Genomic DNA, 21,302 nt, shown 5'->3' with positions numbered 1-21,302 from the left:
CCCCTTTCATTTACGCTGATTTTTGTTCAGAGCTTTGAACAATGTTGGCAAAAAAAAATTCACCAATTTCGGAAGTTGGAATTTCCAACAGTTCACAAGCTTTATCAATTTCGTTTTGTTTCCATTCTCTTTTGTTGTTTAATTTTAATGATATACTGCGTGGTGACATATTCATCGCCTCCGCAAATCTTTCTTGCGTCTTGAACTTTTCTTTAATTCTTCCCGACAACTTTGCGTACTTAAATGACATATTTATTTACCCCCTTTCTATTTTTTGTTCAGTAACTTTGAACAATTATATAATACCATGTTCTTCACCACTTGTCAATACTTTTGTTCAAAAAAAATGAACTTTTTTATAAAACTTATTGACTTTTTGTTCAAGAACTGTTACAATAATCGTGTGAGGAGGCGATAAAATTGAAAAATTCAAATACTGCTCTTAGATTAAAACAATTAATGAAAGAACGTAATTTAAAACAGATTGATATAGTAAGATTGGCAGAGCCTTATTGCAAAGAAAATAATACGAGATTAGGCAGAAACGATATAAGTCAATATGTGGCGGGTAAATCAGAACCTGGACAACATAAACTATATATATTAGGTAAAGCGTTAAATGTAAGTGAAGCATGGCTTATGGGATATGACGTTCCAATGCAAGCTGAATCACCTGCCCCATCAAACACATATCCGTTAGATGATATAAAGTTTGTTAATGTTCCTGTTATTGGTTCTGTTGCAGCCGGAACGGGTTGTCTTGCTGATAATGAAATTATCGGATATGAACCGACAGACTACGATGACGTAAAAGACGGACAAGAGTACAGATATTTAACAGTTAAGGGCGACAGTATGTATCCGAAGTTTGAAGAAGGTGACCTTGTACTTGTCAGATGCCAGTCGTCGGTAGACAGTGGCAGTTATGCCGTGGTATTGATTGATGATGAAGAAGGCGTTATTAAGAAAATCGTATACGGTCCTAATTTTATTGAATTACATTCGATAAATCCGATGTACCCTGTCAGACGTTTTGAAAATGAAAATGTTTTGCGTATTCGGGTTTTTGGATTGGTTCGGTCAATAAAAAGGAAATTTTAAAACATTCTAAAATCGCATTAAAAATACAAAAAACGTAACAAAATGTATCAAAATCGTAATTAATTTATTAAAATAGTCGATTTTTAATAAATTGCAAATAAAAAATCCCCCGACCGCTACCAACAGTCGGAGAATAAGATATAGAGTGTATTGCATATGATACACATATTCGCAAAATTATTGTATCATATACACTCTGTTTTTGCAATACCTAATTTTAAAAGGAGTGTATTAAAATGAAAAAGAGAAAAGACGGAAGATACTTAAAAGTCGTCACAATAAATGGTAAACGGTTATACTTTTATAGTAGCAAGACAACAGAACAGCAAGCTGAACGTGATATAAATCGTCAAATACTTTCTTACACAAAGCAAGAGGAAAAAGGCAAGCTATTTTGTGATGTGGCGGAAGAATGGGAAGAAGAACATTTCCCGAAGATTGAGTATAATACTGCAAGACGCTACAAGGTTTTGTTGAATTACGCAATCGAAGAATTTGAATACATTTATATTAAAGATATTCAGCCGATTGACGTTGAACAATATCTAAACTACTTTGTCAGTCGTAATTATTCCTCGAAGTCGATAAAAGATACTTTGTCTGTGTTAAGATTAGTATGTAAATACGCTTGTATTAAGGGCTATATTACAACTGACCCCACAAGATACATAACACCACCGAAAGGCAAAGCTCCCGTCAAACGTCAAGCATTAACTGAAGAAGAAGTTGAAATTGTAAAAGACAATATTAATCAACCTTTCGGATTGTTTCCGTACTTCTTGATGTATACGGGGCTACGAAAAGGTGAAGCTCTTGCTCTACAGTATAAAGATATTGATTTTGATAATAAAGAGATTTCAGTTTCTAAATCTATCTACTACAAAGGTGGTGTAGCACATATAAAGGGTACAAAAACAGAAAGCGGTGAACGTAAAGTGTTCCTGCCGGACGTGTTGGCTGATAAACTGACGAAAGGCAAAGCAGAAGAATATTTATTTTCGGTTGACGGAACAAAACCTCTCGCTTATTCAACATTTGAACGTAAGTGGAAGAAATATAAAGAAGAAGTAGGATTGAATATAACCGCACATCAGTTGCGTCACACATATGCAACGATACTATTTGAAGCGGAAATTGATGCAAAAGACGCACAGTATTTATTAGGACACAGTGATATATCAGTGACCCGAAATATCTATACACACATTCGCAAAAATCATCTTGAACAAACAGGAGAAAAACTAAATAGATATATCAGTTAGTCAAGCATTAGTCAAACAGGCTATAAACGGCAGTATTACTCGATTTTAAAAGGGTTCAAGTCCCTTCATCTGCACCAATTAAAGCGATAACTTCGGTTATCGCTTTTTTTATTTTATACAAAAAGCACTCACTGTTCAACAAGTGCTTGACATTGCATTGTCACCTCATTCATTGTAAGATATTTCAACATTAAAATAGCAGCTGAAAAATCAGCTGCTATTTCTTATTTATTTAACTCTTTGAATTGTAACAGTTTGTTCTGTTTCATTCCACTTAACCGTTGCACCCAAATTTTCCGAGATAAAACGTATCGGTGTATATGTACGGTCGTTTTCAACAAAAGCAGGGCTATCAAGTTTAACTTCCTCACCGTTTACTTTTGCATAATCCGAGCCGATTGTGATAAGAATTGTCACATCCTCTTGTTTTTCGTTCTTACCTGTGATTGTTACAAGTTGTTTTTCGCCGTCCCATTCAACTGTTGCGCCAAGATTTTCCGCAACAAAACGAGCAGGCAACATTGTACGGTCATTCACAACCTTTGGAGCAACATCATTTGTCTTTGTTGTTCCGTAAACGAGTGCGTCATGTTCATCGATTGTCAAAACTATTGTATTTGAACTTTCTTTATTTTCATTTCCGCTATTATTATTTACGACATCTCCACTTCCGCCGTTTTCCTTTTTCTGTTCAGTCCACTTTGCGTAAAGTGTAAAACTTTTTGTTACTTTTTCCGTAAAATCGTACTTTGTTGTAAGTTCCTTATCAGTATACCATCCCGCAAATTCAAAGTTTTCTTTTATCGGAGCAGTCGGTTCTTTGACTGAATTATCTTTTGCAACAGTCTGACTCGTTATCTTATTACCGCCGTTTGTGTTAAACGAAACTGTATAACGTTTTGTACTGCCGCTGCCGCCACTGCTCTTACTGCCGGTTGCCGCATATACAGCAGTTACTCTCGCAGAGTCTGCCTCATTTGTAACTGTTTCTGCATCGCTTACGGTATAACCGTTTTCTGCAATTCCTTTTACAGTATAATTTGCTTTCGGTGTAATTGTTATTGTTGCGGTATAAACCGTACTATATCCGAATTTATCCGTAACTTCCGGCGACCAAGCTACCGTTGCTGTATATTCGTTTGTTTCCATTTCTGTCTGCGGTACTCCGTTTTTAACAGGTGCAGTCAGTATTATTTCAGAATTTATTGTTTTCGGCAATATTGTAAATAATTTTTCAAGTGTTCCTTCATAATTATTTGAAATCATCTCAACTTTAGCTTTTGCCTCTTCAGATGCTTTTATATTTTTTTCATATGCCACTGTATAATCTGTATCAAGTACAAGAACTTTATCCCCATCTTTGACCTCAATAACAGGTTTAATCTCCTCACCTGTATATGTTTGGTCTGCTATTTTTGTTATGTTGTCATTTGTAAGTATTTTCTTTCCTATTACAAATTCAACTGCGTCACTTTCAAGTCCTGTATACTTATCTGTTTCTTCAACCGTTGCTTTTACATAATATGTTCCCGCATCTGTCGGAACAATGTCGTTATATTCCCCGTCTGCCGCCGTTGAATATGTATATTTAGGTGTTCCGTATTTTACCGACGCTGTCGGTGCATTTGGTGTGTCACCATATGTCCATCCGACTATTTCAAGCGGTTTGGTAAATTCATTTGTATCAACTGTGTCATCAATACCTGTTGCAGAATACACTGCCGTTACTATAGCAGAATCTGCCTCATTTGTAACTGTTTGTGCACCGTTTACGGTATAACCGTTTTCTGCAATTCCTTTTACAGTATAATTTGCTTTCGGTGTAATTGTTATTGTTGCCGTATAAACGGTATCATATCCGAATTTGTCTTCAACTTCCGGTGACCAAACTACCGTTGCTGTATATTCGTCTGTTTCTATTTCTGTCTGCGGTACTTCATTTTTAACAGGTGCAGTTAGTTGTGTTATTGCTGTGTTTATTGTTTTCGGCAATATTGTAAATTCAACTGCATTACTTTCAAGTCCCGAATAGTCTGCTGTTTCTTCGACTGTTGCTTTTACATAATGTGTACCTGCCTCTGTCGGAACTTCTTCGGTATACGTTCCGTCTGCCGTATTTGAATATGTATATTTTATTGTTCCGTATTTTGCCTTTGCAGTTGGTTTATTTGCTGTTTCACCGTATGTCCAACCTGTTATTGCAAGCGGTTGTGTAAATTCGTTACTGTTTTTGTTTTCCGTTGCAGAATACACTGCCGTTACTGTAGCAGAATCTGCCTCATTTGTAACTGTTTGTGCACCGTTTACGGTATAACCGTTTTCTGCAATTCCTTTTACAGTATAATTTGCTTTTGGTGTGATTGTTATTGTTGCTGTGTAAACCGTATTATATACAAACTTGTCTGTAACTTTCGGTGACCAAGACACTGTTGCTGTATATTCGTCTGTTGTTATTTCTGTCTGCGGTACTTCATTTTTAACAGGTGCAGTCAGTGTTATTGCTGAATTTATTGTTTTCGGTAATATTGTAAATGTTTTTTCAAGTGTTCCGGCATAGTTGTTTGAAATTATCTCAACCGTAACTTTTGCCTCATCAGACGCTTTTGTATTGTTGTCATATGTTACCGTATAATCCGTATCAAGTACAAGAGTTTTATCTCCATCCTTAACTTCAATAGTAGGTTTTATTTCTCCACCTGTATATGTTTGATCTGCAATGTCTGTTATGTTGTCATTTGTAAGTGTTTTCTTTCCTATTACAAATTCAAAAGCATCACTTTCAAGTCCCGAATAGTCCGCTGTTTCTTCGACTGTTGCTTTTACATAATGTGTACCTGCCTCTGTCGGAACTTCTTCGGTATACGTTCCGTCTGCCGTATTTGAATATGTATATTTTATTGTTCCGTATTTTGCCACTGCTGTCGGTGTATTTGCTGTTTCACCGTATGTCCAACCTGTTATTGTAAGCGGTTGTGTAAATTCGTTACTGTTTTTATTTTCTGTTGCAGGATATACTACTTTTACCGTTACGGAATCTGCCTCATTTGTGACTGTTTCTGCACCGCTTACCGTATAACCGTTTTTCGCAATTCCTTTTACAGTATAATTTGTTTTCGGTGTGATTGTTATTGTTGCTGTGTAAACCGTATTATATACAAACTTTTCTGTAACTCCCGGTGACCAAACTACCGTTGCTGTATATTCGTCTGTTTCTATTTCTGTCTGCGGTACTCCGTTTTTAACAGGTGCAGTTAGTTGTGTTATTGCTGTGTTTATTGTTTTCGGTAATATTGTAAATGTTTTTTCAAGTGTTCCGGCATAGTTGTTTGAAATTATCTCAACCATAACTTTTGCCTCATCAGACGCATCTGTATTGTTGTCATATGTTACCGTATAATCCGTATCAAGTACAAGAGTTTTATCTCCGTCCTTAACTTCAATAGCAGGTTTTATTTCTCCCCCTGTATATGTTTGATCTGCAATGTCTGTTATGTTGTCATTTGTAAGTGTTTTCTTTTCTATCACAAATTCAAAAGCATTACTTTCAAGTCCCGAATAGTCTGCTGTTTCTTCGACTGTTGCTTTTACATAATGTGTACCTGCATTTGTCGGGACTTTTTCGGTATACGTTCCGTCAATATGTATATTTTATTGTTCCGTATTTTGCTTCTGCTGTCGGTGTATTTGCTGTTTCACCGTATGTCCAACCTGTTATTGTAAGCGGTTGTGTAAATTCATTTGTTTCAAAAGTCGATATTTTTTTCCAAACTGCATATAGTGTTGTATTGGAACTTATTGTAATACTGCCACCCGAACGGTATTCTGCTGATGTTGCATCTTTATCTGTCGCCCAACCAAGAAAATCATACCCTGTTCTTGTCGGCACACTGTCACTTATTGTAAAAGTTGCACTGTCGCCCGCAACTATTTCGGCACTGCTACCGTCCGGTGCATTTGTACCATTGTTTGCATCATAGCCGAGATAAACAGGAAATGTTGTTACTCCGCTTGATGTTTGAGTAAGCTTTATTTTATTATCCTCAAGTTTCAATGCGTAAGAGCTGTTGCTAACTCCAATCTTTGCCATATCATTGTATGTAAGCACAACGCCTTCTGCCGCATCAGCAATAACTCTGCCTTCTGATTCGCCCTCTACCGTAAGTATTAACGGATTTTTTATTGAAGATGTTATTTCAACATATTTAGTAGCAGATGTATTTGACATCAAATAAATATCATTTCCCACATCAATATTTGCATTACCGCCTATTCGCAATGACGCCTTAGCTTCATGTTTGCAACTATGAAAAATCGCAGCACCATTTGGTGTATCACCTAACGTAGTGTTATTCTTTATCACACCGCCGTTTATTATGGTTGTACCGTATGATGTATTATAGATTGCACCGCCGCAATTTGATGAATTTTTTTGTATAAGACCGCCGTTTATAGTAAGCTTAGCTGCTCTGACATAAAATGCTCCGCCGCCATATGAGGAAGCATCTGACGTCGTCTTATTATTTTCAATAATACCGCCGTTCATTTCAAAGCTACCGCCATCTAAATATATAGCACCACCGTAATTTCTGCTTTCACAACCTGAAATTGTACCACCGTTCATTTTAAAATTACCGCCGTCCATATACACTGCGGGTCCATAACCGCTGGTTCTTTTATGATTTGTAATCTTTGCCCCATCATTCATTATAACAGTACCGTCGGCCATATTGATCGCAGCTGCCGTCCAACTGTCAGAAATTGTCACGTTGTTACCGTCTATTGTAACATTGTTAAGTGTAAGACTACCGCTTTCAACTTTTATCAAATTTCCCGATGGACTCATTCTGTTAAGCGTTCCGCCGCCCGTGAATGTAACATTGCCTTTGATAGTAATTGCCGCCGTGATACCGACATCACCGTTTATTGTCACGGTTCCGCCTGATATTGTAACACCGCCTACCGTATCACCGTCATTCCATGTTGTGTCTGCGGAAATTGTTTCCGTAATTGCCTCGGCATGTACCAAAACGGTACTTGCAGGCAACACAGAAAACATCATTGCCAACGCCAGTATGATTGATAATAATTTTTTAGATTTCATGATTTTCCCTCCTAAAATTATATTATTCTCACAAAAATATTTTCTAAAGAATTTATTATATTTATGTATCTATTCATACTTAAATTATACACCGTACACTGATGTACGATGCAATAATTTTTGAGTATTTTTCTTCCTTTTCGACATTACATTTTTGTTACAGAGCATTGCTGTTTGAACCTGTCGATAATCTGTCAGCAACTCACGAAATCACATTTTATGATGTGATTTTTGAGTATTATCAGAGCAGACAAACTGATAAATTTTAAAAAAACAGTTGCAAAATTAAAAAAAACGTGTATAATATAAATGAGTGTATCTTCAGGGCAGGGTGTAATTCCCTACCGGTGGTTAAAGTCCACGACCCTACTCAGTACAGTAGGCTGATTTGGTGAAATTCCAAAACCGACGGTTAAAGTCCGGACGGAAGAAGATGTTTTTTTGTGTATGGTTTGCCCTGTAGCTATGCTATGGGGCTTTTTTTATTTCCCATTCATAGCGTCAAGACAAAATTTATGCGAAGAACTTTTCCTAAAGATACAAAATAAATTTTTAGGAGGCTTTTTAATTATGGAAGCAATCAACAATGTTCAAAACAAAACAAGGTTTACACCGAAATTTATCGCAAGTGTAGGAATACTGTCGGGTATATCTATTGTACTTATGCAGATTTTAGAATTTCCTATCCCGTTTATGCCGCCGTTTCTAAAGTTTGATTTTTCAACTTTACCTGCTTTGATAGGCGGATTTGCATACGGTCCTGTTACGGGTATTGCGATAGCATTCATCAAAGCGGCTCTACACCTGCTAAGAACAGACACAGGCGGTGTCGGTGAACTTGCCGATTTCCTTGCAAGCGGTTCACTTGTACTTGTTTCATCACTTATTTACAAGCGTATCAAAACAAGAAAAGGTGCGGTTTTAGGTCTTGTTCTCGGAGCAATAGCAATGGCAATCGTAGGCGGACTTGCAAACTACTTTATCTTGATACCGTTCTATACAAACGTTATGCCTATGGAGCAAATTATATCGCTTTGCAGCAAGGTTAATCCGCTTATAACAAACACTTTGGGATATGTTTTATACGGTGCAATTCCGTTTAATTTAATAAAAGCACTGTTGTTATCAATCATAACATTCGTACTATACAAACAAATTTCAAAGATTTTACATTAATTTGATATAGTAATAATTGCATTTTAGAAAAATATAGTGTATAATGAATTCTGTAATTTTTATTTTAAGGAGAAGTTTTATGGATTCTATTGTACAATCTATTGTCACAGCACTTTCAGGAAAAATATCAAAGGAATTAATTGTTTTTCTTGTATCAATGGTACCGTTGTTGGAGCTTAGAGGAAGTATTCTTGCGGCAGGACTTATGAAAATGAGTTTCTTCCCATCATACATTGCCGCAGTACTGGGTAATATGCTCCCGATACCGTTCATATTGCTGTTTATTGAAAAGATATTTGCGTGGATGAAAAAAAGTAAACGCTTTCACAAAATTCCCGATTGGCTTGAAAAGAAAGCACTTTCAAAATCGGCTCAAATCGAAAAATACGGCTATCTCGGCTTATTCCTTTTTGTAGCCATTCCGCTGCCGGGTACAGGTGCTTGGACAGGAAGTCTTATCGCAGTATTATTCGGTATGAAACCTAAAAAATCACTTTTGTTTATCTTTTTAGGTGTACTTACTGCAGGACTTATAATGTCGCTTTTATCATTCGGCGTTTTAAAACAACTTATTTCTTAGACATATCAAAAAATCGGACTGACAGTCCGATTTTTTTTGTTCTGTTTTTCCAAACAAAAATGCCCTCCACAACAGATAATGCTGTCGTGAAAGGCATTTATATTAACTTATAACAAGTTTAAATGTTACTTCACCCTCATAAGCAGGTGTATAGTTACTGTAACCGATTCCCTGAACGGATAATACTGAAAGCATTGACGTCAATCTGTCAGAACTCGTTGTGTAAAATTCACCGTCTTCATCGTATGAATATTGTCTTATAACGCTTAACGCCTCGTCTGCGTCTTTTGCGGAAATTACGATTGAACCGATAGGTTTATTTTCTTCGGGGGCTTCAATCGGATTGCCGTCTTTATCCAACTTATAGTATCTGCCGTATGCGATTTGGGCTCCGCCCGCAAGCGAATAATCATCTTCAGCACTTGATTTTACTGTTCTTGAATTATTGATATTGTCATCAGTTCCGTCATATACGGAACGATCGTCCGACTGAACATCAATACTTGCAATCGCTATTCCGTCATCTTGTGAATAAGCTTGAATATCGTTTGAATTATCAGCAACCTCAGCAGTTGTTTTCTGCGAAACCGCACCTTCGTCCGACTTTGCAGGTTCTGCAGAAACAGACGGTACCGCATTATTTTGTACCTTTGGACTTACAGACGGAGCAGATGTGGATTTACTGTTATTTGCAACCACACTGCTTTTTACCGAATTTGTACTCACACTTGTTTGCGGCTTTGCCGTTGCAAGCGATGATGTACTTTTCGCTGTTTTATTTTCGGGAATAGTGTTTTCAACCGTTTCTTCAAATACTGTCGGTTGATTTTCTTCCGCATTGTCTTGAGCAGCCACTGCCGGTGCTGTCGTACTTACGGCAGTATTTCCGTCACTGTCAGTCACGACTGTTTCCTCTTGAATAACACCGTCATCATTTCCGTTCATCTTATCGACGAACATATTGCTGTTAGCCGTTACAACAGCTACCAACGCAAAGCAAGCCGCTGCCGCAGTATACTGTTTCCAATTACGGCGAACATTACGCATTACACGTCTTGTTATTCGTGCTTTTTTCTTTTCCTCTTCATCTATGCGGACATTTAATTTCTCCATAAAATCCACAGGAACATTTATGTCAGGGAGAGATTTAGCCGTTGAAATAATTGAACGCATAAATTCAAGTTCACTTTTGCAATTTGCACATTCCAATGCGTGTTTATCCATTTTCTGCTTTGTTTCGTCACTCAAATTTTCATAGTTGTCCAAGCATTCGTTAAATTTATCACAATTCATTTTTACTCCCCCTTTCTTTAAATTTTCATTAATTTCTTTTTACAATATATTAGACGTAAGAAATATCAAAAAAGTTCCCGTTTATTCATTAAATTTTTCTTTAATGCACTTCTCGCACGATTAATTCGCGACTTAACCGTTCCCGACGGTATTCCGAGTACCTCAGCTATGTAATCGTAACTCAATCCCTCAATATCGCATAGTGTTATTACAGTTCTGTATTCTTCTTTGAGTTCGCTTATCGCCTCTCGTACAGCTCTCTGACGTTCCGATATTTCCATATTTTCTTCCGGTGTAGGACTTTCGTCCCTAATATCCATATCTTTCTTTTCGTCAATCGCCTGATTAATACTTATTACACCCGAATGTTTCTGACGTTTTCTCAGAATATCAGAGCAAACATTCGTAGTTATCCTATAAAGCCACGTGGTAAAGGAAGATTGCTCCTTAAATGACTCTATACTTTTATACACCCTTACGAATACCTCCTGTGCCGCGTCATATGCGTCCTCTTGATTTGAAAGCTTTCCGTAAGCGATATTTATAACTTGCTGTTGGTAATTTGAAACTAATATATTAAAAGCTTCTCGGCTACCTTTTTTACACTTTTTAATCAAATCATTTTCGGTCAAAAATCCCTCACCACCTCTCATGGTTTATTTGCCCTACGTTTGATTTTAGAAATTCTTAATTCTGTTCATATATACATCGTAATATGCCTTTACGTCAGCCATACAGTCACCGCTGAATTTATCCAAAAACGCCTTTGCGATTTCAAATGCGATTACCGCCTCAACGACAACCGAACAAGCCGGTACGGCACACACATCGGAACGTTCGACAGTTGCCTTATGCTCCGATTTATCGTCAATATTGACTGTTCTAAGCGGATTATACAAAGTAGGTATCGGTTTCATTGCCGCCTTAACAATAATCGGCTCACCGTTTGACATACCGCCCTCAATACCGCCGGCATTGTTGGTAAGTCTGTGGAAGTCGTCCGAATATTCGATTTCATCATGTACCTTTGAACCCGGTATTTCGCTCACACCGAAGCCCATACCGATTTCAACGCCCTTGATAGCCTGTACACTCATAACACCGAAAGCAAGGTTTGCGTCAAGTTTTCTGTCGTAATGAACATAACTTCCCAACCCGGCAGGCACACCTTTTACGATAGTTTCCACTATTCCGCCTACGCTTTCACCGCTTGACTTGATTTTGTCTATGTATTCCATAGCCTTTTGAGCGGCATTTTCATCACCGAACCCAACAGGTGAATTTTGTACTTTTTCAAAGAAATCTGCCGCAGTAAAATCGGCTGTATCTTCAACTTCGCCTATTCTCTTAACATGGCTTAAAAATTCTATTCCAAACGGTTTTAAAACCTGTCTGACAAGTGCGCCGACAGCCACTCTTGCTGCAGTTTCACGGGCACTTGCTCTTTCAAGCACGTTTCTCAAATCTCTGTGATTGTACTTCATACCTCCGGTAAGGTCTGCGTGTCCAGGTCTTGGGCATTCGACAGACTTTTCGTTATTCGCCGTTTCAGTACCCATTATACTTTCCCAATTCGCCCAATCTCTGTTTTCGATTTTTATTGCGATAGGACTTCCGAGAGTCACTCCGCCTCTCACACCAGAAAGAATTTCGGCAGTATCTTTTTCAATCTTCATTCGTCCGCCTCTGCCATAGCCCTGCTGACGCTTTGCAAGCTGTTCGTTTATCTCATCAAGGCTTATCTCAACACCTGACGGCATACCTTCGATTATAACTGTAAGGCACTTACCGTGTGTCTCTCCCGCTGTGAAATATCTAAGCATATTTTTATCTCCATTCGTAACTACAATTTGTATTTTTTTAATATATAAACTACAACATAATGTATATAATCTATTTTATCACTTTTTCGTTACTTTTGCAAGTTTTAACGACAATTTTACAAAACTCGCTTTGTGTAATTGTAATTAAAAAGATATATTTAAAATCGGAATATTATGATATAATTTGAATATCAATAAAGTCAGAGAGCTATTTCATACAGAAAGGAAAGGTAATTTTTATGAAAACTACAATCTGGGGAGATATTCTTCCTGCCGTAACAATCGACCTTGAACAAGGCGAAAGCATTTATACCGAATCGGGCGGTATGACATGGATGTCGGACAAAGTAAAAATGGACACCAATATGAAAGGCGGATTTATGAAAGGTCTTGGACGTATGTTCAGCGGTGAGTCATTGTTTATGGCTACATACACCGCCGAGGCACCAAACCAATCTATCACAATCGCCTCATCTTTTCCCGGAGAAATCAAAGAACTTCACATTTCTTCCGACAAAGAATTTATTTGTCAGAAATCAGCTTTTTTGTGTGCCGAGCAAAATGTTGAACTTTCAACATATGTGACAAGTGGTATAAAGAAAGGCTTATTCGGCGGTGAAGGCTTTGTACTTCAAAAGCTTTCCGGAAACGGTACTGCTTTCATTGAGCTTGACGGTTCAGTAAAAGAAATCGACCTTGCTGCGGGCGAAAAACTTAAAGTCGATACAGGCAGTGTTGCGATTTTTGAATCAACCGTCAAATATGACGTTGAAACAGTAAAGGGCTTTAAAAATATGTTGTTCGGCGGTGAAGGACTGTTCCTTACAACGCTTACCGGTCCGGGTAAGGTATATTTGCAAACAATGAATATGGCTGAATTTGCAAATAAAATTATCCCATATCTTCCGACACCGTCATCAAAATAGCAAATAGGAATTATAACTAAAGAAGTGGCAAAAATATTTTGCCACTTCTTATTTTTTATCTGGTTAAATAATTATAAATCATAATTATACTTTCCGCTCTTGTCATTTCACGGTTTGGATTGAAATTACCGTTACCGTCACCGCTTAACACGCCCATAGCCGAAAGCAATGCGATATATCCCTTATTTTCCGTAACATCATTGAACGGTGTAACGTAAATATCGTTATATTTCGCATAATTTTCAGCACCGATTGCACGAATCATATACACAGCAGCCTCCTCACGAGTTACTTCCGCATCATCATCGCGTTCATCTTCTGAAATAATACTGTTTTGTGTTGAATTTCTGTACACCCAATTTGCCTGTTCCAAATTATTTTTCAATACGATTATATCGTTACCGTTTATGCTCATCAAAAGTGCAAGAAAATCCTTTTGAGTAATCCTTTCGTCAGGCTTAAATTCGCCGCCCTCAAAACCTATTCCGTAATAAGCAAGCTCTTTGATATACTTTTCGGCATAGTGACCGTCTATATCCGAATATTCAAGTTTACTGCTTGCATCCTCCGTAATTTCTTTGTTTTGATAGTCAACAAACTTACCTGTAAACGGATTGATATTTTCTGTATCTATTGTGTATACAGGGATAATCTCTCTTGTGTTGTCAGTATAATTCTGCATATATACAATGCTGTAATCTTTTGCGTCAAACAAAATATTTTCAGCATCTTCCTTGCTCATTGCATTTTCGATTGACGGAAATTCGGTGTCGGTATAATTCATACTGAAATCAGTAAGTACGCCGTTGTTTGTTGTCACGTTGGCATAGTCGCCTGTTACCTTAATACCGTTGACATATCTGATATACTGATGTGAATTTTCATCATATTTGTATTCTTTTGCCTTATCACCTGCAAGTGTCTTTAAAGCCGAATCATCATTATTTTTTACCTCACTGTCATCTTCTCCCCAACGTGAATAATACTTTATTTCACCTGTTTTAGCATCAACAGAAGTATATATGTTGCACTTGTCATTTGACATTGATACAGCATATGTATATTCATCGTCATAATTTTTATATAAAGAAATGCTGTCTGTATTTATATTCTTAGGGATTGACAAAAGCTTGTTCGACTTTAATTTATTTTCCAAAGCGGTTCTTGAAATAAGTCCGTCTATATTGTCAAGCTCTTTTATTTCCTGTTCGGTAAGTCCACTGTCTGCTGTATCACCCTTTGCACTTTCAAATTTGTTGCCTGTGAAATATCTGTAATTTGTAACATCAACCACATCACCCGTAAGTGCATTAATGTATTTGTCGTAGTCGTATTCCTGTGTGTATACAGGATAAGCTACCACGTTACCGTCCTCGTCAACATATGTACGATAAACCAACTCAAGTCCGAGTTTATCACTGTACGCTTTTTTTGCCTCATCAACGCTTATCGCATTATTGATTGACGGAAAATCCGCTTGTATATAGCCCAAATCAAAACCCATTACATATCCGTCTGTACCGTCAATATTAACCGAGCCGTTTCCGTTCGTGAACAATACACCGTTTACATACGTTTTAATATAGAATGTATATCCGTTACCAAAAATACTGCCGTTGCTTCCATAAATTTTTATTTCATACGGAAAATCGGGATTAATTTGTTTTAAGAAGTTTTCCGCCGTCTTTTTTGCATCACTTTCGCTAATTTTCGGTAAATTCGGTGTGTTATTTTTATCATCAGATTCAAAACCGTAAATTGAATAGTTGGTTATAACTCCGTCTGCCGTACAAGTTATATTAACACTCTTGTTTCCGTCTTTTTCATTCCATGTAAAATTATAAACTTTTTCGCCGTACTGTTCCTCTGTTCTGCTCGAAAATTCACTGCACTCACTCGGAATTTCAACTCTCTGTTTAACACTTTCCAATATTTTCTGCATATTCTCTCTTGCAGATGTTTCTGTTTGCTGTGTGGCTAACGTTTCAGCGGCTAAAACTGCCGGTGATACTGCCGATACAGTAAGAGCCAACGCTGACGCTACCGCTAATAATTTTTTCATAACTTTTTCCTCCTTTTTAAATTTATCGGATTATTTTTCCTTTCATATATAATACTTTTCAGCACACCAAAAGGTTGCATTAAATTAAAAAAATTTTTTGATTTTTTAATTAACACAAAAGGGTGTTATATTAATACCCTTTCAGACTGTCGACAAATTGTCCGGAGCGTGCAAAACATTATTTTTTTATATTTACAACTTAATTTATAGCTATAACAAATAACAGGCAAGCCTATCTTCGATATACGGCTTGCCTGTGCACTTTTTGCGAAAATAAACTCTAACGTACCAACGTACGCCGATGAGTTCATTTTCACAAAATCCGAACTAATTTCTCGACATCTGATTCAATATTAAAATTTACCGCTGGCACCGCCGCCGCCGAAACTTCCGCCGCCGCCGGAGAATCCGCCTCCTCCGCTGCTGCTTCCGCTGGAAAATCCGCCGCCATAGTAACCGCCGCCGCTATGATAGCCGCCACGTCCGCCACGTCCTTTGATATTAGTGATAAATACCACAATCGCTAAAACTATGAAAAACACTACATATGTCATTATTTCAACCATAGTGTCATCATCATCTTCTTCATCGGGTGTCGGGTCTTCGAGTTCGCCGATTACCGAATCATAAATCTGCTTAATACCCTCGCTGTAATCACCTGCCGACAAAGAATCTGTTGCATTTCTGATAAATCGACCGCACTTACCGTCATTTAAAACGCCCTCAAGTCCGTAGCCGACTTCGATACGAATGTCACGACTATCCATAACAAGGAGAATAAGAACTCCGTTATCCGCGTCTTTATCGCCAATTCCCCATTTTCTCGCCGTTTCAATCGAAAAGTCTTCAAGGTCGTTTCCGTCTATACTTTCCATTGTCAAAACAACAACTTGCGGTCCGCCGTTAGCATTGTACGCCTTACCTTTTTCAAATATATAATCCTCTGTTTCACTGTCAATAACATTCGCATAGTCATTTATAAAAAATCTATCCGTATGATTCGGTATATCAACCTTCGCAAACGCACAAATATTTATAAATAAAACAAATATTGCGGAAATTAATGCCGCGAAACGTATCTTCCCCCTACTCATATCAATCAAAACTTACAGAAGGAGCAGATTGAGCCGCACTATCTGCCTCAAACTGTTGTTTCTTTTCAAAACCAAGCATATTTGCAAATATGTTTGTAGGGAATGAACGTATTTTTACGTTATATTTTTGAACGGCGTCATTATAATCCTTTCTTGCAACACCTATGCGATTTTCCGTACCTGCAAGTTCATCTTGAAGTGACAAGAAGTTTTCGTTTGACTTTAATTCCGGATATGATTCCGAGATTGCAATCAATCTGCTAAGTGCCGATGAAAGTTCTTCATTTGCCTCACTTGCCTCCTCAACCGTTCCCGCACCGGCAAGTTTTGCACGAGCGTCAGAAACGGCAGTAAACACTTCTGTTTCGTGTGCCGCATATCCCTTTACCGTATTAACAAGGTTCGGTACAAGATCCATACGTCTTTGAAGTTGAACCTGTATATCGGAATATGCCGTGTTGGTCGATTCTTCTAAACTTATAAGTCCGTTGTAACTTCCTATAATGCTTACCGCTATAATTACGATTACCGCTATTATAACACCGATAATTACACCTTTTTTCTTCATATTTTCTCCTCTTTTCTATAAATAATCTGTATATATTATACACTTACATTTTAACCTATGTGTCTATAAATGTCAACAAAAAAAGCAGACAAAACCATAAGGATTTTGTCTGCTTTTAAATTCTTAATACACTGTAATTAAAATTACTTAGAAAGGTTAGCCTTTAACTTAGCAAGTTCGTCAGCCATTTCCTTCGGAAGTTTATCTCCGAACTGTGCAAAATATTCTTCGATATTTGCAACGTCTTCAAGCCATACCTGCTTATCGATTGTAAGAAGACCCTTAATATCAACATTTTCGTCTTCAAGACCTGTTAGGTCGATATCTTCAGGCTTTGGTAGGTAACCGATTTCGCTTTCAACGGCGTCAACCTTACCTGCACATCTGTTAAGAATCCAAAGAAGTACACGCATATTGTCACCGAAACCAGGCCACATGAAGTGTCCTTCGTCATCTTTTCTGAACCAGTTAACGTGGAAGATTTTCGGAGCTTTGTCGCCAAGCTTCTTACCCATTTCAAGCCAGTGACCCCAGTAAGTAGCCATATTGTAGCCTACGAACGGTTTCATAGCCATTGGGTCACGTCTAACAACACCTACTGCACCTGCAGCTGCTGCTGTTGTTTCTGATGCCATTGTAGCACCAACGAATGTACCGTGCTGCCAATCTCTTGATTGATATACAAGCGGAGCACACTTAGCACGTCTGCCACCGAATACAATAGCCTCTACAGGAACGCCCTGTGGGTTTTCGAATTCAGATGAGATACATGGGCAGTTGATAGCCGGAGCTGTAAATCTTGAGTTAGGGTGAGCAAGATTGTTACCTGCTGCAGAGTATTCAGGACCGTTAACCTTTGAGCCCTTCCATTCTGTTGCATCAACAGGAGGATTCTTGTCAAGACCTTCCCACCAAACTGTATTGTCTGCATTGTTAAGAGCAACGTTTGTGAAGATTGTATTCTTCTTTGTTGATTCAAGAGCATTGAAGTTTGTCTTTACTGATGTACCAGGAGCAACACCGAAGAAACCTGCTTCAGGATTGATAGCATATAGTCTGCCGTCAGGACCGATGTTTAGCCATGAAATATCATCGCCGACTGTCCATACTTTGTAACCTTGGTTCTTTAGGTATTCCGGTGGGATAAGCATTGCAAGATTTGTCTTACCGCAAGCTGATGGGAATGCAGCACAGATATACTTAACTTCGCCTTGAGGATTTTCAAGACCAAGAATTAGCATATGCTCAGCCATCCAACCTTGGTTCTTACCAAGATATGATGCAATTCTTAGAGCGAAACACTTCTTACCAAGAAGAACGTTACCGCCGTAAGCCGAGTTGATTGACCAAATTGTGTTATCCTGTGGGAATTGAACGATGTATCTGTCATCAGGATTTACGTCTTTCTTAGCGTGTAGACACTTGATGAATTCAGCGTTTTCGTCATTTCCAAGTTGATCAAGAACCTTTTGACCGATTCTTGTCATAATAGCCATATTAAGTACAACATAGATACTGTCTGAAAGCTCGATACCGATCTTTGAGAAAGGTGAACCTATAGGACCCATTGAATAAGGGATAACGTACATTGTTCTGCCCTTCATTGAACCTGTATATAGTTTCTTTAGCTTTGCATACATTTCGTCAGGAGCCATCCAGTTATTGATTGGGCCGGCTTCTTCTTCTGTAGGAGTACAGATAAATGTTCTGTCTTCTACACGAGCTACGTCGTTTTCAGCTGTTCTGTGATAGTAACATCCAGGAAGCTTTTCTTGATTTAGTTTAATCATTTCACCTGTTGCAACAGCCTCTGCTCTTAGAGCCTCAAGCTGTTCTTCACTTCCGTCAATCCAAACAACATTGTCAGGTTGACACATAGCTTTCATTTCTTCAAGCCATGCAAGAACTGTCTTGTTTTCTGTCATGGTAAAAATCCTCCAATACATTTTTTAATTTTATACAGTGTTATTTTGTAACATTGTTTTCTATTTTATTGACAAGTGCATTATAACATATTTTTTGTTTTTTTTAAAGAATTTATAATGATTTTTTTATTTTTTTATCATTTACTATCAGAAATACGTTACTTTTTCGTTAAAAATGTGACGTTTTGCACAAATAAATCATAACCTTTTTGAATTTGCAGAATACAACTTTCGTTTTTGTCCTTGAAAGGCAGTCTTTTAGGTGTTATAATAACCATATAACCGAGTCTGTCGACAAAATGCCGACAGCTCCAAAAATCACATCGCAGATGTAATTTTTGAGTGTTTTCAGAGAAAAAATCACAAAGTTCCTCCAAAGTCGAAACTTTAGATTTTAAGCCATTTCTGCCGCACAGGTCGCCGGAAATGATTTTCAGTGAGGTTGCACCTCACACTCCAAAAAACATTGCAGACAAAACCACAGCGGTTTTATCTGCAATATAGATATTTGAAAGGCAGATTTATTACTTATGAAAGAACAAATTTATACAATACCGGTAAATGAAGTTTACGATACAGACTGCGAATGTCCGCTTTGTGAACTTGAGAAAAAACTTGAAAAAGAAACGCTTGACTACGCACTCGGTGCGGCAATGATGGAGCCTGAATTTCGTATGGAATCAAACGAAAAAGGCTTTTGCAACCATCACTGTTCAATGCTTTTCGGTATGTCAAACAAACTTACACTGTCGCTTGTGCTTGACACACATTTAGAGGAAATACGCAAAAAGCTTGATACGCTGAAAAAATCCGCGTCGGCTTTAAAAAATCAAAAAGGCGGTCTTTTTAAGAAAACAGGCTCGGCTGATTTTTCAAAAGCACTTTCCGAAAAGCTGGACGGTATATCGGACGGCTGTGTTGTGTGTGACAAAATCAATCACACTATGGAAAGATATGCCGATGTGCTTTTGTATATGTGGGCAAATGACGAAAAGTTTAAAGAAAAATTCAATAAATCAAAAGGTGTATGCTTAAAACATATGAAATTGCTTGTTGATACAGTGCCGAAATCATTAAAAGACTCACAAGCAGCTCAATTTCTTGCCTGCCTATTTGAAAAGCAAGAGACTGAACTTTCAAGAATACAGCAGGACATACATAAATTCACACTTAAATTCGACTATCGCAACAAAGATATGGAATGGGGTACCGCACAAGACGCACCAATCAGAACAATCGACAAAATTTCAGCTTTTATCAATAATGACTACGAAGAAAAATAAAAGTGGGGCTATAGTAGCCTCACTTTTGTTATTTTGAGCTTTTTTCAATAGCCTCCCACAAACCGTTTAGATATGTCGCACCCAACGCTCTGTCGTAAAGTCCGTAACCCGGCATAGCCACTTCGTCCCATATCATTCTTCCGTGGTCGGGGCGGATAGGACCGTCAAATCCGATTTCGTAAAGTGCTTTCATTATTTCGTACATATCAAACGAACCGTCGGCTGACAAGTGTGCCGCCTCCTCAAAATCGGTCGGTGAATTAAATTTAAGATTTCTGACGTGCGCAAAATGTATTCTTCCCTTTAATGATCGAATCATATCCGGCAAATCGTTTTCAAGGTTTGTTCCGTACGACCCCGAACAGAAAGTAACGCCGTTATGCACATCGTCAACCATTTTCATCATACGAAGTATATTCTGCTTATTAATTATAATTCTCGGCAAACCGAAAACGCTCCAAGCAGGGTCGTCGGGGTGAATTGCCATTTTTATATCGTACTTATTACATACAGGCATTATTCTTTCAAGAAAATACTTCAAATTTTCAAAAAGCTTTTCATCGTCAACATCCTTATACATTTCAAAAAGCTCTTTTACTTTTTCCATTCTCTCAGGTTCCCAACCCGGCATAACAGTGCCGTTCATATCCTTTGAAATAGATTCAAACATCTTCTCGGGAACGATTTTATCAATATCATCTTGATTGTATGCAAGCACGGTTGAACCGTCTGGACGTTTTCTTGCAAGCTCACTTCTTGTCCAGTCGAATACGGGCATAAAGTTATAGCACACAAGATGAATGTCCTCTTTTCCGAGATTTTCAAGCGTTTCAATATAATTGTCTATGTACTTATCTCTGTCCGATGTTCCGACTTTAATTGCGTCATGAACATTTACGCTTTCAATTCCGCTTACATGAAGTCCGCTTTTTTCGACTTCATCTTTCATTTCTTTAATTCTTTCTCTGCTCCATACTTCACCAGGTGCGGTGTCGTAAAGCGTTGTTATAACGCCCGTAACGCCCGGTATTTGTCGTATTTGCTTTAACGTTACGGTATCAAATTTTGAACCGTACCAACGTAATGTCATTTCCATTTTTATCTCTCC

17 protein-coding genes and 1 riboswitch are annotated in these 21,302 nt (G+C 37.9%); of the genes, 6 read left to right on the top strand and 11 right to left on the bottom strand.

Annotation, left to right across the window (positions count from 1 at the left end; translation table 11 throughout):
- Window positions 1–10 precede the first annotated feature (10 nt).
- Window positions 11–250 carry a DUF739 family protein gene (locus tag ACSAMO_RS11235; protein WP_499209327.1) on the bottom strand — a complete coding sequence of 80 codons (240 nt, stop codon included), beginning with the start codon at window positions 248–250 and terminating at the stop codon, window positions 11–13.
- Between the two features lie 170 nt (window positions 251–420).
- On the opposite strand from ACSAMO_RS11235, the gene ACSAMO_RS11230 reads away from it, so the two are divergent.
- On the top strand, window positions 421–1,101 hold the full coding sequence (locus ACSAMO_RS11230) for a LexA family protein (RefSeq protein ID WP_499209326.1): 681 nt from the start codon (window positions 421–423) through the stop codon (window positions 1,099–1,101).
- A 236-nt stretch (window positions 1,102–1,337) separates the two neighbouring features.
- On the top strand, window positions 1,338–2,363 hold the full coding sequence (locus ACSAMO_RS11225; RefSeq protein ID WP_499209325.1) for a tyrosine-type recombinase/integrase: 1,026 nt from the start codon (window positions 1,338–1,340) through the stop codon (window positions 2,361–2,363).
- A gap of 228 nt (window positions 2,364–2,591) precedes the next feature.
- Here ACSAMO_RS11225 and ACSAMO_RS11220 read toward each other — a convergent pair whose 3' ends face one another.
- Together ACSAMO_RS11220 and ACSAMO_RS11215 are read right to left on the bottom strand one after the other, a co-directional pair.
- The gene (locus ACSAMO_RS11220) at window positions 2,592–5,888 is read right to left on the bottom strand and encodes a stalk domain-containing protein (protein WP_499209324.1); all 3,297 of its coding nucleotides are present in this window, start codon (window positions 5,886–5,888) and stop codon (window positions 2,592–2,594) included.
- 109 nt (window positions 5,889–5,997) lie between these two features.
- On the bottom strand, window positions 5,998–7,464 hold the full coding sequence (locus ACSAMO_RS11215; RefSeq protein WP_499209323.1) for an InlB B-repeat-containing protein: 1,467 nt from the start codon (window positions 7,462–7,464) through the stop codon (window positions 5,998–6,000).
- A gap of 313 nt (window positions 7,465–7,777) precedes the next feature.
- Window positions 7,778–7,903: riboswitch (FMN riboswitch) on the top strand.
- A gap of 131 nt (window positions 7,904–8,034) precedes the next feature.
- On the opposite strand from ACSAMO_RS11215, the gene ACSAMO_RS11210 reads away from it, so the two are divergent.
- Window positions 8,035–8,640 carry an ECF transporter S component gene (locus ACSAMO_RS11210; protein ID WP_022230476.1) on the top strand — a complete coding sequence of 202 codons (606 nt, stop codon included), beginning with the start codon at window positions 8,035–8,037 and terminating at the stop codon, window positions 8,638–8,640.
- A gap of 79 nt (window positions 8,641–8,719) precedes the next feature.
- The gene (locus tag ACSAMO_RS11205) at window positions 8,720–9,220 is read left to right on the top strand and encodes a COG2426 family protein (RefSeq protein WP_022230475.1); all 501 of its coding nucleotides are present in this window, start codon (window positions 8,720–8,722) and stop codon (window positions 9,218–9,220) included.
- A 102-nt stretch (window positions 9,221–9,322) separates the two neighbouring features.
- Here the strand turns inward: ACSAMO_RS11205 and ACSAMO_RS11200 are convergent, their stop codons facing one another.
- The 3 genes from ACSAMO_RS11200 to aroC all read right to left on the bottom strand — a co-directional run bounded on the left by ACSAMO_RS11200 (window position 9,323) and on the right by aroC (window position 12,336).
- Window positions 9,323–10,513: a hypothetical protein gene (locus tag ACSAMO_RS11200; protein ID WP_499209322.1), complete on the bottom strand. Its 1,191-nt coding sequence runs from the start codon at window positions 10,511–10,513 to the stop codon at window positions 9,323–9,325.
- 65 nt (window positions 10,514–10,578) lie between these two features.
- Window positions 10,579–11,166 carry an RNA polymerase sigma factor gene (locus ACSAMO_RS11195; RefSeq protein WP_022230473.1) on the bottom strand — a complete coding sequence of 196 codons (588 nt, stop codon included), beginning with the start codon at window positions 11,164–11,166 and terminating at the stop codon, window positions 10,579–10,581.
- 24 nt (window positions 11,167–11,190) lie between these two features.
- Complete coding sequence (gene aroC / locus ACSAMO_RS11190) at window positions 11,191–12,336, bottom strand: chorismate synthase (protein WP_412274325.1); 1,146 nt, start codon at window positions 12,334–12,336, stop codon at window positions 11,191–11,193.
- Window positions 12,337–12,575: 239 nt separating this feature from the next.
- Here aroC and ACSAMO_RS11185 point away from each other — a divergent pair, with 239 nt between their 5' ends.
- On the top strand, window positions 12,576–13,262 hold the full coding sequence (locus tag ACSAMO_RS11185; RefSeq protein ID WP_499209321.1) for a TIGR00266 family protein: 687 nt from the start codon (window positions 12,576–12,578) through the stop codon (window positions 13,260–13,262).
- Window positions 13,263–13,317: 55 nt separating this feature from the next.
- On the opposite strand, the gene ACSAMO_RS11180 is transcribed toward ACSAMO_RS11185, so the two are convergent.
- The 4 genes from ACSAMO_RS11180 to ACSAMO_RS11165 all read right to left on the bottom strand — a co-directional run bounded on the left by ACSAMO_RS11180 (window position 13,318) and on the right by ACSAMO_RS11165 (window position 18,911).
- Window positions 13,318–15,324 (bottom strand): S-layer homology domain-containing protein, encoded by a 2,007-nt coding sequence (locus ACSAMO_RS11180; RefSeq protein ID WP_499209320.1) that lies wholly within the window; start codon window positions 15,322–15,324, stop codon window positions 13,318–13,320.
- Window positions 15,325–15,677: 353 nt separating this feature from the next.
- The gene (locus ACSAMO_RS11175) at window positions 15,678–16,418 is read right to left on the bottom strand and encodes a TPM domain-containing protein (protein ID WP_499209319.1); all 741 of its coding nucleotides are present in this window, start codon (window positions 16,416–16,418) and stop codon (window positions 15,678–15,680) included.
- 1 nt (window position 16,419) lies between these two features.
- Complete coding sequence (locus ACSAMO_RS11170; protein WP_147513565.1) at window positions 16,420–16,986, bottom strand: LemA family protein; 567 nt, start codon at window positions 16,984–16,986, stop codon at window positions 16,420–16,422.
- A 143-nt stretch (window positions 16,987–17,129) separates the two neighbouring features.
- Window positions 17,130–18,911 (bottom strand): phosphoenolpyruvate carboxykinase (GTP), encoded by a 1,782-nt coding sequence (locus tag ACSAMO_RS11165; protein WP_499209318.1) that lies wholly within the window; start codon window positions 18,909–18,911, stop codon window positions 17,130–17,132.
- 530 nt (window positions 18,912–19,441) lie between these two features.
- Here ACSAMO_RS11165 and ACSAMO_RS11160 point away from each other — a divergent pair.
- Window positions 19,442–20,194, top strand: coding sequence for a DUF6062 family protein (locus ACSAMO_RS11160; protein ID WP_412294770.1), 753 nt, complete (start codon window positions 19,442–19,444; stop codon window positions 20,192–20,194).
- A 28-nt stretch (window positions 20,195–20,222) separates the two neighbouring features.
- On the opposite strand, the gene uxuA is transcribed toward ACSAMO_RS11160, so the two are convergent.
- Complete coding sequence (uxuA, locus tag ACSAMO_RS11155) at window positions 20,223–21,290, bottom strand: mannonate dehydratase (RefSeq protein WP_412294772.1); 1,068 nt, start codon at window positions 21,288–21,290, stop codon at window positions 20,223–20,225.
- Window positions 21,291–21,302: the final 12 nt, after the last annotated feature.

This window comes from Ructibacterium sp. SJQ-7 (assembly GCF_054696575.1).
This window is presented reverse-complemented; position numbering and strand designations above follow the sequence as displayed.

Coding starts and splice junctions, on each gene's coding strand:
- ACSAMO_RS11235 (WP_499209327.1), bottom strand. CDS start 250: ATGTCATTTAAGTACGCAAAGTTGTCGGGAAGAATTAAAGAAAAGTTC.
- aroC (WP_412274325.1), bottom strand. CDS start 12,336: ATGCTTAGATATTTCACAGCGGGAGAGACACACGGTAAGTGCCTTACA.
- uxuA (WP_412294772.1), bottom strand. CDS start 21,290: ATGGAAATGACATTACGTTGGTACGGTTCAAAATTTGATACCGTAACG.
- ACSAMO_RS11195 (WP_022230473.1), bottom strand. CDS start 11,166: ATGAGAGGTGGTGAGGGATTTTTGACCGAAAATGATTTGATTAAAAAG.
- ACSAMO_RS11210 (WP_022230476.1), top strand. CDS start 8,035: ATGGAAGCAATCAACAATGTTCAAAACAAAACAAGGTTTACACCGAAA.
- ACSAMO_RS11165 (WP_499209318.1), bottom strand. CDS start 18,911: ATGACAGAAAACAAGACAGTTCTTGCATGGCTTGAAGAAATGAAAGCT.
- ACSAMO_RS11185 (WP_499209321.1), top strand. CDS start 12,576: ATGAAAACTACAATCTGGGGAGATATTCTTCCTGCCGTAACAATCGAC.
- ACSAMO_RS11180 (WP_499209320.1), bottom strand. CDS start 15,324: ATGAAAAAATTATTAGCGGTAGCGTCAGCGTTGGCTCTTACTGTATCG.
- ACSAMO_RS11215 (WP_499209323.1), bottom strand. CDS start 7,464: ATGAAATCTAAAAAATTATTATCAATCATACTGGCGTTGGCAATGATG.
- ACSAMO_RS11175 (WP_499209319.1), bottom strand. CDS start 16,418: ATGAGTAGGGGGAAGATACGTTTCGCGGCATTAATTTCCGCAATATTT.
- ACSAMO_RS11170 (WP_147513565.1), bottom strand. CDS start 16,986: ATGAAGAAAAAAGGTGTAATTATCGGTGTTATAATAGCGGTAATCGTA.
- ACSAMO_RS11225 (WP_499209325.1), top strand. CDS start 1,338: ATGAAAAAGAGAAAAGACGGAAGATACTTAAAAGTCGTCACAATAAAT.
- ACSAMO_RS11205 (WP_022230475.1), top strand. CDS start 8,720: ATGGATTCTATTGTACAATCTATTGTCACAGCACTTTCAGGAAAAATA.
- ACSAMO_RS11160 (WP_412294770.1), top strand. CDS start 19,442: ATGAAAGAACAAATTTATACAATACCGGTAAATGAAGTTTACGATACA.
- ACSAMO_RS11200 (WP_499209322.1), bottom strand. CDS start 10,513: ATGAATTGTGATAAATTTAACGAATGCTTGGACAACTATGAAAATTTG.